The 20926-nt window shown below is 32.0% G+C and carries 16 protein-coding genes and 4 pseudogenes; 18 read left to right on the top strand and 2 right to left on the bottom strand.

The annotated features are described in order from the left end of the window. Positions 1-4 precede the first annotated feature (4 nt). Positions 5-1735: an ABC transporter ATP-binding protein gene (locus J2S72_RS04845; RefSeq protein WP_307495087.1), complete on the top strand. Its 1731-nt coding sequence runs from the start codon at positions 5-7 to the stop codon at positions 1733-1735. Between the two features lie 40 nt (positions 1736-1775). Here the strand turns inward: J2S72_RS04845 and J2S72_RS08765 are convergent. Next, a pseudogene (locus J2S72_RS08765) lies at positions 1776-2646 on the bottom strand (IS30 family transposase); the annotation flags it as partial. A 30-nt stretch (positions 2647-2676) separates the two neighbouring features. On the opposite strand from J2S72_RS08765, the pseudogene J2S72_RS04830 reads away from it, so the two are divergent. From J2S72_RS04830 to J2S72_RS04820, 3 genes and pseudogenes are all read left to right on the top strand, one after another. Beyond that, positions 2677-2853 (top strand): annotated as a pseudogene (locus J2S72_RS04830) (nucleotidyl transferase AbiEii/AbiGii toxin family protein); the annotation flags it as partial. Between the two features lie 572 nt (positions 2854-3425). Beyond that, a complete protein-coding gene (locus tag J2S72_RS04825; protein WP_307495086.1) occupies positions 3426-8114 on the top strand; it encodes a stalk domain-containing protein in 4689 nt (1562 codons plus the stop codon). Positions 8115-8174: 60 nt separating this feature from the next. Continuing rightward, positions 8175-8453, top strand: a complete 279-nt coding sequence (locus tag J2S72_RS04820) for a hypothetical protein (protein ID WP_442417716.1) — start codon at positions 8175-8177, stop codon at positions 8451-8453. Positions 8454-8572: 119 nt separating this feature from the next. Here J2S72_RS04820 and J2S72_RS04815 read toward each other — a convergent pair whose 3' ends face one another. Next, positions 8573-9565 (bottom strand): helix-turn-helix domain-containing protein, encoded by a 993-nt coding sequence (locus tag J2S72_RS04815; protein WP_307495085.1) that lies wholly within the window; start codon positions 9563-9565, stop codon positions 8573-8575. Between the two features lie 159 nt (positions 9566-9724). Here J2S72_RS04815 and J2S72_RS04810 point away from each other — a divergent pair, with 159 nt between their 5' ends. The 14 genes and pseudogenes from J2S72_RS04810 (at position 9725) to J2S72_RS04755 (ending at position 20060) form a co-directional block, all read left to right on the top strand. After that, positions 9725-11479, top strand: a complete 1755-nt coding sequence (locus J2S72_RS04810; RefSeq protein ID WP_307495084.1) for an ABC transporter ATP-binding protein — start codon at positions 9725-9727, stop codon at positions 11477-11479. Continuing rightward, a complete protein-coding gene (locus J2S72_RS04805; RefSeq protein ID WP_023055148.1) occupies positions 11463-13184 on the top strand; it encodes an ABC transporter ATP-binding protein in 1722 nt (573 codons plus the stop codon). The genes J2S72_RS04810 and J2S72_RS04805 overlap by 17 nt, the downstream gene beginning before the upstream one ends. Beyond that, positions 13178-13300, top strand: a pseudogene (locus J2S72_RS08745) (ATP-binding cassette domain-containing protein); the annotation flags it as partial. The gene J2S72_RS04805 and the pseudogene J2S72_RS08745, both read left to right, overlap by 7 nt. Before the next feature lie 127 nt (positions 13301-13427). Next, on the top strand, positions 13428-13556 hold the full coding sequence (locus J2S72_RS08740; RefSeq protein WP_023055092.1) for a hypothetical protein: 129 nt from the start codon (positions 13428-13430) through the stop codon (positions 13554-13556). Between the two features lie 357 nt (positions 13557-13913). Then, a pseudogene (locus J2S72_RS04795) lies at positions 13914-14027 on the top strand (class I SAM-dependent methyltransferase); the annotation flags it as partial. A gap of 121 nt (positions 14028-14148) precedes the next feature. Then, complete coding sequence (locus tag J2S72_RS04790) at positions 14149-14895, top strand: alpha/beta hydrolase (RefSeq protein ID WP_023055134.1); 747 nt, start codon at positions 14149-14151, stop codon at positions 14893-14895. Between the two features lie 10 nt (positions 14896-14905). After that, entirely contained in the window at positions 14906-15412 is a 507-nt protein-coding gene (locus J2S72_RS04785; RefSeq protein WP_023055129.1) for a hypothetical protein, read from the top strand. A 158-nt stretch (positions 15413-15570) separates the two neighbouring features. Further along, positions 15571-15906, top strand: a complete 336-nt coding sequence (locus J2S72_RS04780; RefSeq protein WP_023055117.1) for a hypothetical protein — start codon at positions 15571-15573, stop codon at positions 15904-15906. Positions 15907-16261: 355 nt separating this feature from the next. After that, entirely contained in the window at positions 16262-16375 is a 114-nt protein-coding gene (locus tag J2S72_RS08735; RefSeq protein ID WP_162146340.1) for a recombinase family protein, read from the top strand. A gap of 296 nt (positions 16376-16671) precedes the next feature. Continuing rightward, positions 16672-16983: an ArsR/SmtB family transcription factor gene (locus J2S72_RS04775; RefSeq protein ID WP_023055127.1), complete on the top strand. Its 312-nt coding sequence runs from the start codon at positions 16672-16674 to the stop codon at positions 16981-16983. 93 nt (positions 16984-17076) lie between these two features. Further along, positions 17077-18129, top strand: a complete 1053-nt coding sequence (gene arsB, locus J2S72_RS04770) for an ACR3 family arsenite efflux transporter (RefSeq protein ID WP_307495083.1) — start codon at positions 17077-17079, stop codon at positions 18127-18129. Positions 18130-18152: 23 nt separating this feature from the next. Continuing rightward, positions 18153-19148 carry a permease gene (locus J2S72_RS04765; protein WP_023055146.1) on the top strand — a complete coding sequence of 332 codons (996 nt, stop codon included), beginning with the start codon at positions 18153-18155 and terminating at the stop codon, positions 19146-19148. An 86-nt stretch (positions 19149-19234) separates the two neighbouring features. After that, positions 19235-19636 (top strand): thioredoxin family protein, encoded by a 402-nt coding sequence (locus tag J2S72_RS04760; RefSeq protein ID WP_023055096.1) that lies wholly within the window; start codon positions 19235-19237, stop codon positions 19634-19636. A 1-nt stretch (position 19637) separates the two neighbouring features. Continuing rightward, on the top strand, positions 19638-20060 hold the full coding sequence (locus tag J2S72_RS04755) for an arsenate reductase ArsC (RefSeq protein WP_023055094.1): 423 nt from the start codon (positions 19638-19640) through the stop codon (positions 20058-20060). The last annotated feature ends 866 nt before the right edge of the window (positions 20061-20926 follow it).

Genomic DNA, 20926 nt, shown 5'->3' with positions numbered 1-20926 from the left:
GAATATGTTTGAAGCTCTAAAAAGTGTATGGAACTTTAGTAAGAAAAGGCAAGGCAGTTTAGTCAAAATTTTAATTTTATCATTTATAGAAGGCATATTCGTTATGCTGAAAATGATAGCAATAATTTTAGCGGTAAACGCCATGTTTAATAGCAATTTAATGGACAATTATATTTATAAGGTAATGATACTCGGAATTGTATGTATCATCGGCGTATTTGGTTTTGGTTATTTCACACAACTGGGTTCTGTATCCGTTGGATTTGAGATGGCGAAAGATAAAAGGTTATATTTTGGCTCATTATTTAAAAAACTCTATTTAGGGTTCTTTAGCAAAAATTCAGTAGGAAATATAAACTCAACACTGACTACATCTATTTCAACTGTAGAACAAGTTGCACCAATCATTTTAATTCATGTGATAGGTGGAATTTTATCTGCTATATCAATAGTTTTAGGATTTGCTTACTATGAATGGCAAGTTTCCGTTGTAATATTTGCTGGCATATTAACATATTTGTTTGTAGTTAATCATCAAATGAAAATTTCAAGAAGCGAAGCTCCCAAAAGACAATTAGCACAAACAAAATTAACGGAAAGTGCTATTGAATTTATACAGGGAATAAGCGTAATTAAGGCTTTTGGTATGGGGGAAAAAGATGAAAGAGTAAAAAAAGATATAGATGGTAGTTGTGTTAATAATATAAATTTATCCGAAAAATCTATTCCCTCAGGCATAGGTGCCGGTCTTACGATACAGCTGTTTGAAATTATGATTATTAGCTATGCGTTTTTTATGTGGAATAGTGGAGAAATTTCTCCTCAAAAAGCCATTAATTTATTGATTATGAGCTTTGTAATATTCCAATCTGTAAGTCAAGCAGGTTCTATTCTTTCTATGATTGGGCTTTTAGATAGTTCACTAAAGGATATAAGCAGTATGGAAAATGCTGAAGAAATAAAGGTATTATCACCTATTCAAAATATAAAATCCAATGAAATAGAATTTAAAAATGTGAGTTTTTCTTACGGAAAAGGAGAAGTTTTAAAGGGAATATCAGTAGCTATTAAACCGAACACACTTACAGCGATTATCGGACCTTCAGGTTCAGGAAAAACAACGTTTTGCAAGCTTATACCGAGATTTTATGATGTAAGCGAAGGAGAAATTCTGATTGGTGGAGCAAAAATAACAAATATCTCCACCGAAGAATTGATGAAAAATATAAGTATGGTATTTCAAAATGTGTATTTGTTTGAAGATACAATTATGAATAATATTCGTTTGGCAAAGCCAAATGCCAGTGATGAGGATATTATATCCGCTGCAAAAAAAGCACGCTGTCATGACTTTATAAAAAGCTTGCAAAAAGGATACGAAACTAAAATTGGCGAAGCGGGTAGCACTTTATCCGGCGGAGAAAAACAAAGAATAGCGATAGCTAGAGCAATACTCAAAGATGCTCCCATTGTGATTTTAGATGAATTTACCAGTGCTTTAGATGTAGAAAATGAACGCCATATTTTGCAAGCCATCGATAATTTAGTACAGAATAAAACAGTTATTATGATTGCACACAGGTTAGAAACTGTTATGAAAGCAGACAACATCATTGTTTTAGATAAAGGGAAAATAGCACAAGAAGGAACGCATAATGAGCTTATAACTCAAGATGGGATATATAAATCATTCATTTCAATAAGAGAGCGAGCAAATAAATGGAGTTTTAAGTAAATACATCTATTTTGATAAATTGCAAATAATATTGCAACACTTAAATCAAACTAAGTTCGTGCATAAATAAATCAAATGGAGTTTGATATTCTAGACACTTTCTAGGTCTGGTATTAAGCTCCATTAAGTTTTTAATCAGCTCATTAATAGATATTTTAGATAAATCTGTCTTCTTAGGATAATACTCTCTTAACAAACCATTAGAATTTTCGTTACTGCCCCTTTGCCATGCTGAATATGCATCAGCAAAATAAAAATTTATCCCTCGTTTTTCAACATCTTCATAACAAGCAAATTCCTTACCTCTATCAGATGTGAAAGTCTTTAAAGCTTCTAATGGTAAGGATTTAATTAGCTTGTCAATTGCTTTTAGCATAGAGTTTTTACTTCGATCTATCATAGGTAAGGCTATGTAAAATCTAGTTTTTCTTTCTACAAATGTTGCTAGGCAGCCTTTACTTTTACCTCTGGATGAGACAACTGTATCTAGTTCCCAGTTACCAAAAGTATTCCTTTTTTTTAACTTCTTTAGGTCTTTTATTTATTGATTTACCAATGTTAAATCTGCCTCTTGTTTCTTTGGGTTTTCTTGATTTTCCTTTTCTTCTTAGCTTGGAAATATAAAAGTCTATAATTCCTGAATATATCCAATTATATATTGTTTTGAAGCATACTATATCTTTACATGCAGTATTTGCTATTTGCTCAGGAGACCACTTCTTATGAAGTTTTTCAGAAATGGATTTAGTGATATTGTCATCAGTTTTTGGTTTTCTGCCTTTAGATGATGATTTTTTAATCTTATCTTTTTGGGCATAGATAGCTTCATACTCGTTATCACATCTTTTTAATTCTCTAGATATTGTGGGGTGATGAAAACCTAAAATTTTTGCTATTCTTCTATCGGAAAATTAATGATGGGATATTGGCTAATATAATAAAAAATTGTAGGAGAAATTATAAATATTAGTGTTTACGATTGAATAGTATTTGAAATAAAAGACATCTCTTACATAAGAGAAGAAGACGAGTACGAGAACTTTAGAATTTTACTAATGGCAAATGTTAGAATGACCAAAAATCCTATGAAACTTGACCTGACGACAGGAGATGCAATTTAACAGACGCTGTCTGGCAAATTGTAGACAAGAAAAATTAAGTAAAAGAGAAGTAGAATTATTCTACTCTTTTTTTGCTTACATTTAGAATATTTAAAACTAAATAAATTGCATGTAAATTGCTTAGCCTAGTACATAAGACAAAAGCTTTATAGAAATAAGACAGAGAGATTTTGTTAAAACATTTGGACGATTAAAAACAAATATTGATAGCTAAGAAAATGACAAAAATATTAGTATCTGGTCTTCTAAACTCTTAAAATCAAAAGAACAAGTAAAGAGTCAAGATAAGGATGGAAAAAACATATTAGGGCAAATAAAGACTCTATAATATCTGTTGGGGGAGTAACTCTCTAATAGATATTTTTATGGAAAAAAAATTGATAACCTTTTATTATATATAATAAAGCATTAGCTTTAACTCTGTTCAGGTTTTATGAATTAGATTATTGATAAGTAAGGTGAAAAGGACTTGGGAATTAAAAATTTCCGACAAGATTAATACAATTGACAATCCCTATCAATTAACAATATAATTATAATTAACCAAGGATTAAAAAAAGGAGGAATAAATGAAAGGAAATTTTAAAAGAATGTTTGCGCTCTTGATAGCGTTAATTATAAGTATATCTTCTCTGGGAAGTGGTACTTATGCAGAGAGTATGTATTTTCGAGATGAAAACCAAGACGAAATCTATAATCTAAACAAAAATATAACTGAACCAGTCTTAAACCCCGAATACACATACTACATCAATCACAAGGACGAATTTATTTACGGATATATCCCAGAAAAATACATAAATGTAAGGGAGAAAAGCAGTCTTAGAATTAGAAAGAGAAGGTCTTTAGATCAATTAGGGGAAGCAGGGTTTCCCAAAAAATATGATTCAAGAGAAAGAAATATTATAAGCCCTGTAAAAAATCAGTACATGGCTGGAGTTTGTTGGGCCTTCTCATCTCTTTCTACTATTGAAACTCTTTTGCTAAAAGAAGGCAAGGGAGAAATTGATTTTTCTGAAGGCCACATGGCATACAATGCATCTAAGGATGTGGACTTGGAAAGGGGAGGCAACAATCTGGTTGCAATGAGATATTTTTCAAGACTAGCAGGGCCTGTCCAAGAAAAAAATGCTAAAGAATACGAAATCGTAGAGAACAATCCAAGAGCAGGTAGCGGAACTTTTGACAATAGGGCAGTAAATCTCATGGATGATGCCGACAAACAATTGCACGAATTTTATGTGCCAGACATGATAGAGTTAGATTGCAACGTGGATAATATAAAAAAATGTGTCATGGAATACGGCTCTGTTGCGAGTGGCTATTATAATGATGACGGTTTTATTGATGCTTATGGATATGAAAAGACTAACCCTAACGACAAGTATCACAGAGTCAAAATACAAGATTTTGGTAATTTAGGCAAAAGGGCTATAGTCAACCACCAAGTCACAATAGTGGGTTGGGATGATGAAATGAAAATCATCAACAAGAAAAATGAAGAAGCTACGGGAGCTTTTTTAGTAAAAAATTCTTGGGGTAAGAAAAAAATCGGAGAAAAAGAAGATGGATTTATGTGGATATCCTATGACTCCTTTACTAAAGGGAAAAGAGATCCCCTATTCATCTTTCCAAGAATAGAAGATGCTAAAGATAAGTCTACCCACATCTATACCTACTCTGACTACAAGGGCAACAGAACTGAAATTGGAAATGGAACCAATGCCAACGGAGCGATAAACATCTACAAAAGACAGACCAAAGAGCCTGAAAAGCTAACCGATGTGAGGTTTTATAATAGCTCTAATACTCCAGTATGGTATGAGATATATATGACAGAAGATAGTGACAATTTTAAAACTCAAGAGAGAACTTTCAACTATCAGGGAGGAGAAGTTAAAAAGCTCATCATTAAAGACAATTCAAATTGGAAAAAAATAGCAAGTGGAAACTTGAGCCACGCTGGATTTTATACCATAAAAATAAATGACGACATAAGCCTATCTAAGGACAAGTTTGCCCTAAAATTCAGAAGCAACGCAGAGACTATTTCTTGTTACGACTACCAAAACGAGCAAGATGTGTCCTTCCTTTATAATGGACCAGAAAGCGAATCATATTACAACATAGACAAAAACTTCACTCTAGGCGCTTTGACAAAAGAAATAGACATGCCAGCGGTGCAAGTATCTGTCTTAGACAAGTTTGAAAAAGCAAAAGAAAATTATAAGCTTGAAGAAATAAAGCCAATTAAGGTGGAAATAAAAAACATAGGAAGCACAGACATAAGCAAGCTAAACATCAGCCTGGAAGGTGAAGATAAGGCATCTTTTGACATAGTTGAAGGCGAGTGTGCAGATGCCAATCTCATAAAGGGTTCAAGCTTAGAACTCAAGATAAAACCCAAAGAAGGACTAAAAGCAAAAAGCCAAGTGGGCGAAGTTTATGAAGCTTATCTGAGTATTTCGGCAGATAATTTAAAGCCGGTAAAATCTGACAGCTTTAAATTCCAAGTAGAAAAAGATATAGAAGTAAATAAAGAGATTGTTGAATTTGGAGATGAGGATTTAAAAGAATTTATTTTAGACCTTTTAAAAAACAAGAATCATTCCACAAGAAGGGGTAGAGGTCCGTTAAAACCTGATATAGTTTTAGATAACCCCAACTATGAAAAGGATAAAGATATCGAAGACCTATATGACTTTGAAATGAAAATGTTCAAGAAATTCACTTATAGGAGAAAAGGTCTAAAAGACACTAAAGGTTTAGAAAAAATGACTAATCTCACAGAGATAGCCTTGCAAGAAAACAAAATAGAAAGCTTGGATTTCTTAAAAGACTTTAAAAATTTAACGATTTTAAAAGTTAATTCTAATGAAATAGAAGACATAGCCACACTAAAAAACTTAGCAGTATTAAAGACTTTATATATCGATGGAAATAAAATAAAAGACTTTTCACCTATAAAAGACTTGACCTTTTCACAATATAAATTCTCCTTTGGCAAGCAAAATATCGACATCAAACTAAAAGGAAATGCCTTTAGCCTAAACTTAATTGACAAAGAAGGCAGAAGCTATAATCTGGAAGAGGCAAGACTCGGCTCTAGCTTAAACGGAGATTATCAAAACATAATAGAAAAAGGCGACAATGGCATCTACAAATTCATACAAAAGCCAGAAGATACTGTACTAAACATAGGAAAAGCTAATGATACAGGAACTCCAACATGGATAATAAATATAGATGCATCTGCTCTTCCAAAGCATGAAGACGAAAATCCAAACCCAAATGAAGGCGGAGGCAATGAAGAAGAAAAGCCGACTCCACCAAGCCAAAGAACAAGGGTAGATTTTGAAATAGACGACACAATAAAAAATATATCTGTCCTCAAAGAAGCTATTTTGAAAATTTTAAAATCTGGAGAAAAAGACTTTGAATCTGAGGACGGATATGGAGGAAAAATTTCTGCTACGCTTTCTAAAACTTACAAAAAGCCCCAAGCAGAAAATGAAATTTTTCAAGATGAAATGGATCTATTTACTGATCTAAGCATCACAAAAAACATGTACTTGGTGAGCTTAAAAGGACTTGAAAAGGCAACGAACTTAGAGAGCTTGACTCTTTTTGAAAACTCAATAAGAGATCTAAGTCCTATCAAGACTCTAAAAAACTTGAAGACTATAAACATGGACTCAAATTATATAGAAGATATAAGTGCTTTAGAAAATCTATCCAGTCTGCAATCCATAAGTTTTATAAGCAACGAGATTAAAGACATGACTTCCTTGCAAAATCTGAAAAATTTGAAGCTTATTAATCTTGGCAAAAACAAGATTCAAGATTTGAGTCCCTTGAAAAATCTAGGCAAGTTAGAGAATTTGAGCCTATACGACAATGAAATAGAAGACATAAGCACTTTGAAAAATTTGCCGGGTATCACATATCTGAGATTGGAAAACAACAACATAAAAGATGTTTCGGCCCTTGAAGGAAACAAAGTCTTTGCAAACTTTTCCTTTGCAAATAATAGAATTTGTGACTTCTCACCCTTGAAAAATAGAATCAGAGGCTATACCTATGCCAGGGCCACAAACGATCAAAGAATAGAGCTCACCCCAGAAAAAAATCCCTTTACTCTAGTTTTAAAAGACTGCAGCGGCAAGAGATATAACTTGGAAGCAGATTTCATAGAAAAAGTAGGAGAAAACACGTACAAGTACAAGGCTCAAACTAAAAACACAATAGGAGTAAAGGATGATTTTTATAGCAATATAGCAGGAAAATATGCCTGGATTGTGACAATTAATCCTGTAAAGTTAATACAAGCTGACAAGGAAAAACTTGAAAAGGCAATAAAAGATGGTGAAAATAAAATAAATCAACTGCAAAAATTGCTGCCAGAAGAAAAGAAAGACTTTATAGAAAAGATTAAAAAAGCCCAAGCTCCAGCTCAAATTGAAAAAATAAATAAAGAAGCTGCTGACCTTGATAAGACTAGAAAAGAAGAAGCGGCAGCTGATGGTGAAAGAAAAGCAATAGAAGTTAAAAAATTAGCAGATGCTAAAAAAGAAGCAAAATCTAAACTTGCTGCACTTGATAACTTAACTGAAGAAGAAAAAGCTGATATTTTTAAGAAAATAGATGGAGCTACTTCAAAAGCAAATGTAATTGATATAATTACAGAAGCAGAAAGAGAAAATAACAATAAAGCCCCAGAAGAAACTGGAAGAGACCAATATCCATGGGGGCCAACATATAATTACAACCCATTCTGGTCACTACAATTTTATTCACCAGTAATAACTGAAAGCAAGCCAGCTACCGAAACAAAAGTTCCAGTAGAAATAAAGATGGATTCTAAACTTGTTATTGGTTCAAAGACTCTTGTAGTTACAGTAAATGGTGTTCAAAAAGAAGTGGCAATGGATGTAGAACCATTTATTTCAAACAATAGAACCATGCTACCTATTAGATTTGTAGCAGAAGCATTAGGATTTAAGGTAGAATGGGATGATCCAACTAGAACAGTAATCTTAACAGATAAAGACACAGTAGTTAAAATACCAGTGGATACAAATCAAATAATCGTAAATGGTAAAGTATTTGAAAGTGATGTAAAATCAATTCTTAAGAGCAATAGAACAATGCTTCCAATCGCAAACGTTTCAAGAGCATTAGGACTAGTAGATGGCAAAGACATCGTCTGGGACGGAACTACAAAAGAAGTAATAATTAAAAGAAATATTGCAAAATAATCCATTTCTATTTAAAAAGGGCACTTAGGTGCCCTTTTTCTACTTTATAAGATAAATTTTATGCTAATTGTCCACCTTGTTGACAAGACAAAAGATTTGGAGAACCTAAAACAAGGAGATTTTGTTAAAATATTTGGACAAGTAAAAACAAGGATTGATAACAACGGGAAAGAACATAAAAATGTTCGTATTTTGTCCTCTAAGCTCTTAAAAGTAAAAGAACAAGTAAAGAGTCAAGACAAGGATAAAAAGTCCATATTAGGGCAAATAAAAATCTTTAAGACAGACTATAAAGCTAAGTCAAATAAGAAAGACCATAGCAAAGGTGCAGAGAGATAAATATCGGCAGTCTTCGGACTGCCTTTATTTTTTTGCTCATTTTTCAAATCAAATTTATTCAGACTATATATGCATATCCACTTAAACTCATACAAAAACAAGGCTTGTAAAAATTTATTTTAATCACAACAATCACAATTTAAATTGTAATGGTCGCAAGCTAAATTACGAACCTCACTAGGAAGTTTCCCTTTGTATCTTTTGTAATAAATAGAAAATTTGCTATGGGATGCGTATCCAACAGATTGAGCTATTTCCTTTATAGGAAGTTTGGTATTTAAGAGAAGAGTCTCAGCCACGTTCATTCTTTTTCTTTGGGTGTATTCTGTAATGCTTTGACCATATTTTTCTTTGAACAAATTTTTTAATTTTGTTCCGCTCATTCTTGAGATTTTTTCAAGGGTTTCTTGATTTACATTCATGGCGAAATGATCATCCAAGAATCTTGCTACATCTTCAAGTGCTTTATTATCATCAGACTCAATTTTATATTTTTTCCTATTTAAGTAGGTATCTATTACTATACTTATCCATTCATTTGCTTTGGCTTTAAAGAAAAAGTCAGCGGCAGGAGGGTCCATCTTACAATTTAATATTTCCATTGCCACTTTTTCTAAGGATTTTGTAAGAATTATTTGATTCGGTTGAAGTAAAGCTGAATAAAATGATTCTGGATTAATGTTAATAGATGCTAAATGTTTTTCTATTAGTTCTTTTTTAAAACCAATGGAAACAGCAAGATAACAACAATTCTCGTGTAATAAAAAAACAAAATCATCTCTTATATTATCAAAATCAAGAGTGCATAAAGAGTTTGCGGTCAAAGTTTGATAAGGACTAAATCTCTCCCCGTTTGCGCTGACAATGTAGCTTGAATAAATTGAAACATAATCTGCCATGCTATAAGTGCTATTTTGAATTACTTCTTCACTTATATAAAAGTCATGGACATCAATAATAAACCCATCTCCTTCATAAAACCAATATAGACCTTCTGCATAAGTTGAGTCTTCTTTATTCCAACAAAAAGTGTGCCCTGCACTTGAGTACTTCTTATTGTTTTTACATTCATCCACCTTCATATAATCTTTTACAAAATCGTAGTAAGTCATAATGTACCTATCCCTTTTAGACAATATTCCAATTAGCCTTATATTTAACAAGTTATTGCATTACTGATTATAGCAGATGTATACTGTAAAAGCAATGATAACAAATATCATTAAATGAAAATTAATCTAATAGGAATAACAAAGAAAGGAGATATTATTATGAAGATTTATAAAAAACTGTTTGCTTATGTGGAAGATAAAAAATATCTCGGCTTTTTAGCTATATTTTTTTCTGCTATATCTGCTGTACTTACGGTATATGGATTTTATTTAATCTACAAATTTCTGGATAATTTAATAATTAATTCAGATTTATCTGGTGCAGAGAGCTTAGCATTAAAATCTGTCATCACACTAACAAGTGGAGCAATATTTTATTCTGTTTCAGGAACATGTTCTCACATACTAGGTTTTAGGCTTGAAACAAATTTAAGAAAAAGGGGGATAGACGGCTTAGAAAAAGCAAGTTTTAGGTTCTTTGACTTAAATCCATCTGGTCAAATAAGAAAGATCATAGATGACAACGCCGCGCAAACTCATCAGGTTGTAGCTCACATGATTCCCGATAGCTCTCAGGCAATAGTTACACCCGTACTTGTACTAGCACTCGGCTTTATAGTAAGTATAAGAGTTGGCATAACTTTGCTTGCTCTTACCATAATCGGTGGCTTAATTTTAGGTGCAATGATGGGCGAGCAAGAATTTATGAAGATATACCAAGAAGCCTTATCTAAACTAAGTGCTGAAACTGTTGAATACGTAAGAGGAATGCAAGTTGTAAAAATATTTAGAGCAAATGTCGAGTCATTTAAAAGCTTTTACAAGGCGATAAAAGATTATTCAAAGTATGCTTATGATTATTCCCTATCTTGTAAAAAACCTTATGTTTTGTATCAATGGTTATTTTTTGGCTTAATTGCAATTTTAATTATTCCTATAGTTTATTTTATGGGTAGCTTAGGCAGTGCCAAGATAATTTTACTAGAGCTTATCATGACTTTATTTTTATCAGGCGTTCTCTTTGTTTCATTTATGAGAATGATGTGGTACTCCATGTATATTTCTCAAGGCAATTATGCAGTAGATACTTTAGAGGCACTATACGAAGATATGCAAAAAGACAAATTAGTGCATGGCAATGTCAATAATTTTAAAAACTATAATATAGAATTTGAGAATGTTAGCTTTGCTTATAACGATAAAGCTGTCATTGAAAATTTATCTTTTAAATTAGAAGAGGGAAAGTCCTATGCACTTGTCGGTTCATCTGGATCAGGTAAATCAACAGTAGCAAAACTTATATCAGGTTTTTACAATGTTAACGAAGGAAGCATAAAGATAGGCGGAATACCAATAAGTGAATATTCTGACCAAGCCTTAATTAAAGCTATCTCTTTTGTTTTTCAAGATTCAAAATTATTTAAGAAGAGCATTTATGATAATGTTGCTTTAGCTAATAAAGAAGCGACAAAAGATGATGTTATGAGAGCTTTAAAATTAGCAGGATGCGATTTGATATTAGACAAATTCCCAGAAAGAGAAAATACTATCATAGGTTCAAAAGGAGTTTATTTATCCGGTGGAGAAAAACAAAGGATTGCAATTGCTAGAGCAATTTTAAAGGATTCTAAAATTATTATTATGGATGAAGCTTCAGCATCTATTGACCCAGATAACGAGTATGAACTACAAAAAGCTTTTAAAAATCTGATGAAGGATAAAACAGTTATCATGATTGCACACAGGCTATCTACAATTAAAGACCTTGATGAAGTTATTGTAATGGATAGTGGAAAAATTATAGAAAGAGGCTCTGACAAAGAATTAATGTCAAGTGATACAAAGTATAAGAGATTGCAAGAACTCTTTAACAGTGCGAATGAATGGAGGGTTTCAAATGAAGGAGTTTTATAAAAAAAGATTTGCTCTTACAGATAAAGGAGCAGGAAATCTAAGTAAAGCAACACTGGCTTCATTTTTCGTTTATTGTATAAACATGCTTCCTGCCATATTACTAATGATTTTTGCTCAGGAAGTTTTGGAAAATATTGGTAGAAGCAAGGGATTTTATATAGTATTCTCAGCCTTGACCTTGATAGCAATGTATATTTTGCTTTCAGTCGAATACGATAAATTATATAGCACAACCTATCAAGAAAGTGCAGACTTAAGAATAAGAACAGCGGAGAATTTATCAAAACTACCTCTATCATACTTTTCTAAACATGATATTTCAGACCTAGCCCAAACAATCATGGCTGACATTGAAGGAATAGAGCATGCAATGAGCCACGCAATACCAAAAGTGGGCGGTATGGCACTCTTCTTCCCACTAATATCTATCATGATGATAGTGAGCAATGTGAAGATGGGTTTAGCTGTAATTATTCCAACTATATTAAGCTTTATATTTATACCACTATCTAAAAAACATCAGGTTAAGGGACAAAAAAGATATTATGACGTCTTAAGAGAAAACTCAGAAAGCTTTCAAGAAAATATCGAGATGCAAATGGAGATCAAAGCCTATGGCTTATCAGAAGAAATGAAAGAAAAGCTGTATGAAAAAATGGATAAAAGTGAAAAAGTGCACTTAAAGACAGAGATAGGACTTATTTTAATTATGTCACTTTCATCAATTTTTAGCTTTATTTCCCTTGCTGTTGTGATATTTGTTGGCGTAAATCTAATTATTAATAAAGAGATAAGCGCCCTCTACCTTGTAGGATATTTACTAGCGGCTATGAAGATAAAAGACGCTCTTGATGCATCTAAAGAGGGAATGATGGAGATATTTTATTTATCGCCTAAAATTGAAAGACTAAAAGAAATTCAAAATCAAGATTTACAAGAAGGCGAGGACTATAATTTGAAAAAATTTGATATTGATCTAAAAGACGTTGAATTTGCCTACAATAAAGACACAAAAGTTTTAAATGGCGTAAACTTTAAAGCTAAGCAGGGAGAGGTCACTGCTTTAGTTGGAGCAAGTGGCTGCGGCAAAACAACTATCTTGAAACTTATATCAAGACTTTATGATTATGATGAGGGACAAATCTTAATCGATGGCAAAGATATAAAAGAAATATCAACAGAATCACTTTTTGACAAGGTCTCAATAGTTTTCCAAGATGTGGTTCTCTTTAATCAAAGCGTTATGGAAAATATTAGAATCGGAAAGCAAGATGCAAGTGACGAAGAAGTTAAAAGAGCAGCAAAACTTGCAAACTGCACAGATTTTATAGAAAGAATGGATAAGGGTTTCGATACACTTATTGGTGAAAATGGTGCAGAGTTATCAGGCGGGGAAAGACAAAGGTTATCAATAGCCAGAGCCTTCTTAAAAGATGCACCGATATTGATTTTAGATGAGATAGCAGCAAGCCTTGATGTTGACAACGAGAAAAAAATTCAAGAGTCTTTAAATAATTTAATTAAAGATAAAACTGTTGTAATCATTTCACATAGGATGAAATCCATAGAAAATGCAGACAAGATAGTAGTTCTTGAAAACGGAAAAGTAGAAAGCCAAGGCAAACATGGAGAGCTTTTACAAAAATCAAAAGTTTATAGGAATTTAATAGAAAAGACAAAAATGGCAGAAGAGTTTATTTATTAGGAGGACAGAAGCAAAGACTTGCAATAGCATCTGTTATATGCAAGGATTCTCCATTTGTCTATTTCGACGAACCTACAAGTGGTATGGATTATTCCAATATGATAAAAATACGGCAGTCTTCGGACTGCCTTTAACTTTTTTCTTAGTTTAACGCAGCAAATCATATAATTGAAAGGAATCAGTGCTACATGTTATAATTAAAGCGAGAACTAATATCATCTAATGGAAAGAAGGTGTTTAATTGTGACTTTATACAAATGTATCTTAATAGGTCTTTTTGGTTCATTTTTGATGTTTTTGGGAGACATGACCCTATATTATGATCCAAAGGATTATGATGGCAAGGACACTATAAATATAATATTGGAATAATGAAAAATGTTAGCACAAAAAGATTATACCTTGGTGGTCTTTTAGGGCCAATATCTGCCTTTATATATTGTATTGGATTTTTCCATATTGTTTTAGCCATACAGTAAAAGTATTTAAATCTTGGATGGTTTGTATTTTTAATAAAAACTTTTGGAATCATACTTGGTGGAGCTTATCACATTTTACACCTATATTTCTTTTGATTCTCACTCCTCTTGCTGAGAGATTGCCAAAGGGACTACATATGATCATTCGCGGAGGCTGGTTTAACTTAATATATTTTATTTACTACCTAACCTTATTAATGCAATGTACTAATATGAATTAATAAAATGAATTATTTACAGGAGAAAATTTATGAAACAAGAAAATTTTATTGATGACAAGAAAATAAAAGCTGACTACAAAAACTGGGTTCCTGAAAGCTTGCTAAAGAAATTAATATTTGCAAGTCTTGCAGCTTTTATCCTAGGCCAAGGGAGGAGATTACTGTGATTACTTCATTGTGGGAGATAAAGAGTAATAGATAAATTTTTTATTAGAGAGGATATTTTTACTTGCTTTCGAAAAAAATTAAATAATGGGGAATTAAATGAAATTTATTAGCTACGGAAATAGAAATAAGAAGTCAATATTATTTATTCATGGACTTGCCTCTACTGCAGACCAATGTTTCAAACCCCTTCTGCCTTATTTGCAAGATTATTTTGTAATTTTCTGCCAATTGGACGGACATTATGGTACTAACCCAAAAGATTTAACTTCAATGGAGGAAACCATAGATTCCATAGAAAGTTACATATTAAATGAAATGGGCGGGAGTGTCTATGGCATATGCGGTTTTTCTATGGGAGCAACTATAGCTGTTGAATTAATTGGAAGAGGAAACATTTCTACATCGAGAGTCCTCTTAGATGGGGCGATTACTGCCGAGTTGGGCTTGATGGCAAGACCTTTTACCTGTGCTTTTATCATTGGTACAAGTAGGATCAAAAACAAAAAGCCAATACCTAAATTTTTATTAGATAAGATTATGGGCAAGGATAATCTAAGCGTAATAGAAATGGCCTATCCGCAAATTTCAAAAACCACTATTAAAAATGCCTGCAAGTTTATCTATCATTATAAGCCTCCAAAAAATTTAACTAAGTTTTCAAATCCAGTACTATTTTGGAGGGGGAGCGAAGAGCCAATCCCTTCGAAAAGTGAAAAAATATTAAGAGAGTATCTTCCACAAATGGAAACAGAAGTATTTGAAGGAATGGGCCACGGACAATTTCTCCACGAACATCCCAAAGAATATGCTGAGAAATTAAAGTTATTTTTGGAAAATAAATAAGGAGAATATTATGGATATAACAAGAGCAATATTAGATGGAATTGCAATGGCTGCAATCTTTAACGGTGCAGTGGCAGCTTTTGTACTGATTAACCCGAGATTTTTCTTCGATTCCTATCCAAAAGAAATACAAAATTCGGCTCCAGAAAAGATGACAAAAGAAGAGAAAAGAATAAATTTAATACTTACGATTATAATTTCAGGAATCGTATTTATATATGGAGTGACCTCTCTTTTACATACGGGAATAAGAGGACTTAGAGATCTTTTCTGGATGAGCTATATTCAGTGGATAATATTAAATTTTGGAGATTTCCTTCTATTGGACCTACTTTTGTTCCAAGGAAAGTACAAGGACAAGATAGTCATACCAGGCACAGAAGGACATGAGGACTACGAATTTGGAAATTGGATGAAACATTTGGCCATTAAGGAACATTTTATCTTGATGCCATTTTTACTAATTCCAATCGTATCCATAGTAGAAGCGTGGCTAGTGATTCTACTTGGATTATAAAACAAAAGAAAGGAGGGAATACAAGAAGCGGCAATAGAAAAAGCATTTGTTGAAATCTATAGGCAATTATGCCATGCAGATTCAACAATAATAGATGACTTTTTAAAAATTGTTGAAGAAGAAATAAATGATGAATCTTTAGTCAAAGATTTAAAAAGGTGATAGAAAACAGAGAAATTATAGAGGAATTTAATAGAACAGTATTTGAAAGCATAGTTGATAAAGTCGTGGTGGGTAGAATTGACAAAGACGGAACAGTCCATCCATATGACCTGACATTCTACTTCAAAACAGGAGTTAAAGATAGTCAAAATTCTAATAATTTCAAAGATAAAAGAAAAAATGCCAAAGACAATGACATTAATAAATTGTGCTCCTACAAGAATGACGAGGATAAAGAAATATGTTTCCAAGCAAAAGACAATGCATGTGGAGAGCATAGCATTGTTGTCAAGAAAATAAAATTAAGTAAAATCAAATTAACAGGCTTTTAGTATCTTTAGAAGAAATCTTAAAGACCATTTTTCCATTTAAAAGATACCTTGTTGGAACAGTTTGAGCGTAGATTATAACAGAGTCTGTAGACACTGTGAATATTTTAGGTGGAATGAACAGAATGGATCAGACTAATTATCAGGATATTATGAAAATCATATTATAATTAAATTGAGATAAGGAATTTTATATGAATACAAAATAAATCTGAAATAATCTATAGAATAATTTCAAATCTAATGAGTAGGAATCTATGTAGGATTAAGATCGACAGATCTTGATAGATAAAAAACAGTTAAACAGTTTAACTGCACAAATATCTGCTTTAAATAGACTTGCATCTTAATATTTCAATTGGAAGCTTATATATACTCATATTACTATTGCATTAGAAAAATATTTAATTGGTACTTAGATGGTAAAAGCATCATAAGCATTGTCAAAGAACTTGAAAAAGAAAATTATTAGCTTGCAAATGACAAGTGTGGAGCAAATATCGAGAGGAAGAAGGTATTAAAAAAATTCAAGAAGGAAAATCAGCTAGGAGAAATCTTTATGATGATAATCTTAGAAAGAGTAGAGAATATAGTTTACAAAATAAAGTTAGGGATAATGCACAGCGATAATACATTTTTATAGATATAAATAAGTTGAGATGGTGAAAAGGAAACAATAAAAATTATTTTAAGAGATAAAGGAAAAACACATTGACAACTTTCTATATGATTTGTATAATTTTATATGAAAAGACCAAGGAGGTTTACATGAAGAATAAATATATAGAGACATCAAAAAAATTAAAAGTTTTAAGTGATCCAAAACGATTAGAAATTATAGATATGTTATCTTGCAATGAACTTTGTGCTTGTGAGATATTAGAGAAATTCGATATAACACAACCAACACTGTCTAATGATATGAAAAGATTAGAGGATGCAAATCTAGTTATCAGCAGAAGAGAAGGAAAAAACATATATTACATTGCCAATAAGAAGATTCTGAAGGAGATGCAATCCGACTTAAAGGAAATATTTGATAGCGGAGAGGAATGTATTTGTCACATTTGGAATAAGTAAATTTTTTTCGCTATACATAGAAACATTTGAATGTATCTATGCTAAAAGAGTTAGAAGAACTATGGAAAAAATAAGAATAGAGGTAGAAGAACTATGGAAAAAAATAAGAATAAAGGGATTAATGTATTTCAAAAATATCTAACTTTATGGGTATTATTTTGCATGATTGTAGGGGTACTTATAGGAAAATATATACCTATAATCCCATCTGCTTTAGGTAAGGTGCAAATTGCAGGTATATCTGTGCCGATAGCAATATTAATTTGGATTATGATTTATCTAATGATGATGAAAGTAGATTTTCAAAGTATTAAAAGGGTTAGAGAGAATCCAAAGGGCTTATTTGTAACATGGGCTGTTAATTGGCTAATAAAACCATTTACTATGTTTGGAATATCTTATTTGTTTTTCTTTATTATATTTAAAAATATCATTCCTAATGATTTGGCCAATGATTATTTAGCAGGGGCTGTTTTGCTCGGAGCTGCGCCATGCACTGCTATGGTTTTTGTGTGGTCGACTCTCACAAAGGGTGACCCTGCTTACACTGTGGTTCAAGTAGCCACAAATGATTTAATCATTTTACTTGCTTTTGTTCCTATAGTGAAGTTTTTATTAGGTGTATCTAATGTTGTAGTACCATATAGCACATTATTTGTTAGTGTGTTTCTATTTGTTGCTATTCCATTATTAGGGGGTGCCATCACAAGGAAAATAGTAGTTGATAAAAGAGGAAAGGATTATTTTGAAAAACAATTTTTAAGTAAATTTGATGGGCTTACAACACTTGGACTGCTGTTGACTCTAATAATTATATTTTCTTCACAAGCAAATGTAATTTTAGAAAACCCATTTCATATTTTATTGATAGCTATTCCTCTTATCCTTCAAACATTTCTAATTTTTGCCATAGCCTATGGCTTAAGCAAAAAAGCAGGTTTACCTTTTGAAATAGCAGCACCAGCAGGCATGATTGGAGCTTCAAACTTCTTTGAATTAGCTGTAGCTGTTGCAATAGCAATATTTGGGATAGGTTCACCAGTTGCATTAGCTTGCACTGTAGGTGTTCTTACTGAAGTACCAGTTATGTTATTCTTAGTAAATATTGCTAATAATACAAAAGGCTGGTTTTTAGAAAATAAATAATCTAAAGTTTACGGAGGTTAGAGATGTGGAGTTTTATTCAAGATCAAATTCTAGGTATGAAATGGCTTAATGAATTGATAGGGGGAGTATTAACAAATCTTGGCCTTGATATGACTTCAAAACTTGGAGGAAGCTTGCAATTTTTCATCTATGATGTTATAAAAATTACAATATTACTTTGCGTGTTGATTTTTATAATTTCTTATATACAAAGCTATTTCCCACCTGAAAGAAGTAAAAAAATTCTGGGACGTTTTGATGGATTAGGGGCAAATATCATATCTGCTTTACTAGGGACTGTAACACCTTTTTGTTCATGCTCTTCAATCCCAATATTCATGGGCTTTACAAGTGCCGGCTTGCCTATTGGAGTGAGTTTTTCATTTTTAATATCTTCTCCAATGGTTGATTTGGGTAGCCTTATTTTACTTATGAGTATCTTTGGAGCCAAAATAGCTCTAGCATATGTAGTCTTCGGGCTAATTATTGCTGTAACTGGTGGTAGCTTCATTGAAAGAATGCATATGGAAAGGTATGTAGAAGATTTTATAAAAAATGCAAGTCAAGTTGATATTAGTTCTCCAAGCTTAACAGTAAAAGACAGGATTGATTTTTCTAAAACCCAAGTTAGTGATACTTTCAAAAAAGTTTTCCCATATATTTTAGTAGGCGTGGGCATAGGGTCATTGATACACAATTGGATTCCTCAAACTTGGGTAGAAAGTATCTTAGGCAGCAAGAATCCATTTGGAGTTGTTTTGGCAACTATCGTCGGAGTACCAATGTATGCTGATATTTTTGGAACTATACCAATAGCAGAAGCCCTATTGTCAAAAGGAGCTCAACTTGGAACTATCCTATCTTTTATGATGGCAGTAACAACACTAAGCCTACCATCATTGATTATGTTAAAAAAAGCAGTTAAACCTAAGCTTTTATTTCTATTCATAGGAATTTGTACTTTTGGGATAATTGCTGTAGGATACTTATTTAACATTTTTAGCCCTATTTTAATTTAATGGGGAACTTAAAATGAAATTATTAAGTAGAAAACAAAAAATATATGCTCTTGTGAAAACAATAGGTATGGATTAAGGAGGAAAAAATGAGATTATTTGGTAAGAAAGAAAAAAGAGAGAACGATTGTACTTGTGGAGGCAATTGCCAACCTGTTAATAATAAGGAAGTTAAAGAAACAAGTTGTTGTGATGTAAATTACTCGTCAGAGAATATAGAAAAAGCAGAAGAAAAGAAAAAAGAGAAGGGGATAAAGATACTAGGTTCTGGTTGCTCGAAATGCCTTGCTTTAGAAAAATCAGCCAGGGAAGCCCTCGCTGAACTTAATGTTGAAGAAAATATAGACCATATTACAGATTTTTCTCAAATCGCAAGTTATGGAGTTATGTCTACTCCGGCATTAGTTGTAAAGGGCAAAGTTGTATCCTATGGCAAAGTTTTAAACAAGGATGAAGTGAAAGAATTATTAAAACAGAATGGTATAAATTAAAATGAGAAAAGCAAAAGTTGCATTTATATGTGTGCATAATAGCTGTAGGAGCCAAATTGCAGAAGCCCTAGGGAAAAAATATGCTTCAGATGTCTTTGACTCCTATTCAGCTGGAAGGCAAATAAAAAACCAGATAAATCAAGATGCTGTCAGATTAATGAAAGATATATACAATATTGATATGGAGAAGACTCAATATTCAAAGCTTATTTCTGACCTGCCAGATATTGATATATCAATTACTATGGGATGTGATGTAGTTTGCCCAATTGTAGATAATCAATATACAGAGGACTGGAACTTAGAAGATCCAACAGGTCAAGATGATGAGTTTTTTAGGAAAATTATATCTAAAATAGAAAAAAATATTAAGGATTTAAGCCTTAGAATTAAGAAAAAAGAAATTAATTTGAATGAAAAATAGAAGTTGAATTTAGAATAAACCTATAATTATTTCTTAAAAGCTATAATTCCTATCTGCTAGAGATTTATATTCGAATGCCGGTAGTAAGATATAGATTTTTTATATATTTTAAATTATTAAATTAATTTAGGCAAAATAGGCTAAACTTATAAAGTCTTCCAAGGATGTTTTATTGTTCAATAATATCTTCTTTACGCACAATTTTAAAGTCTGTTTGCTTTGGTAAGCCATTTTTTCTTAAGACCCATTTGAATTTTCGTTAAAATGAAAAGCATAGAATGTTTTTAGAAGTTTCTCAAAAGGGAGTAGAGAAGAAAGACAACTTCTTTTAATTCACGATCCATTTCATGAAGGCATAAATTTCTTCAAAACGACACCCAGCTTTATATACATCTGCTTCCTCATTAGAAGATGTATTATCTAAAAAATAAAGTTTTATAGCCATTGGGTGAGGTTAAATAATTAACTTGTGATAAAATAATCTTAATATCTTCTGGATGACTGATGCCCAAACCTCTAGTTGATCGTATTCCAATTTCTTCTTCATATGTTATAACAGAACGATCTATTCATTTAAGGTTCTGCAGAAATAAAATTTGTAAGCATGGAAACTATAAAGATATTTAGAGTGGTTTATAATAAAGTAATGAATGGACATATTCCCACATACAAGGCTTCCCTAAAATATTAAAAGTTATTCCTACTGATCACTCAAGCCACGTGGAGAGCATAGCATTGTTGTCAAGAAAATAAAATTAAGTAAAATCAAATTAACAGGCTCTTAGGATTTTAAAAGAAATCTTAAAAGCCATTTTTATTAAAAAAACCAAAAATATAGAAAAGATTAATGTAAGATAAATTTTAAA

It is taken from the genome of Peptoniphilus koenoeneniae, from assembly GCF_030812875.1.
GTDB classification, from domain to species: Bacteria; Bacillota; Clostridia; order Tissierellales; family Peptoniphilaceae; genus Peptoniphilus_B; species Peptoniphilus_B koenoeneniae.
Note: the sequence above shows the minus strand (reverse complement) of the source record. Positions and strands in the feature narration are given on the sequence as shown.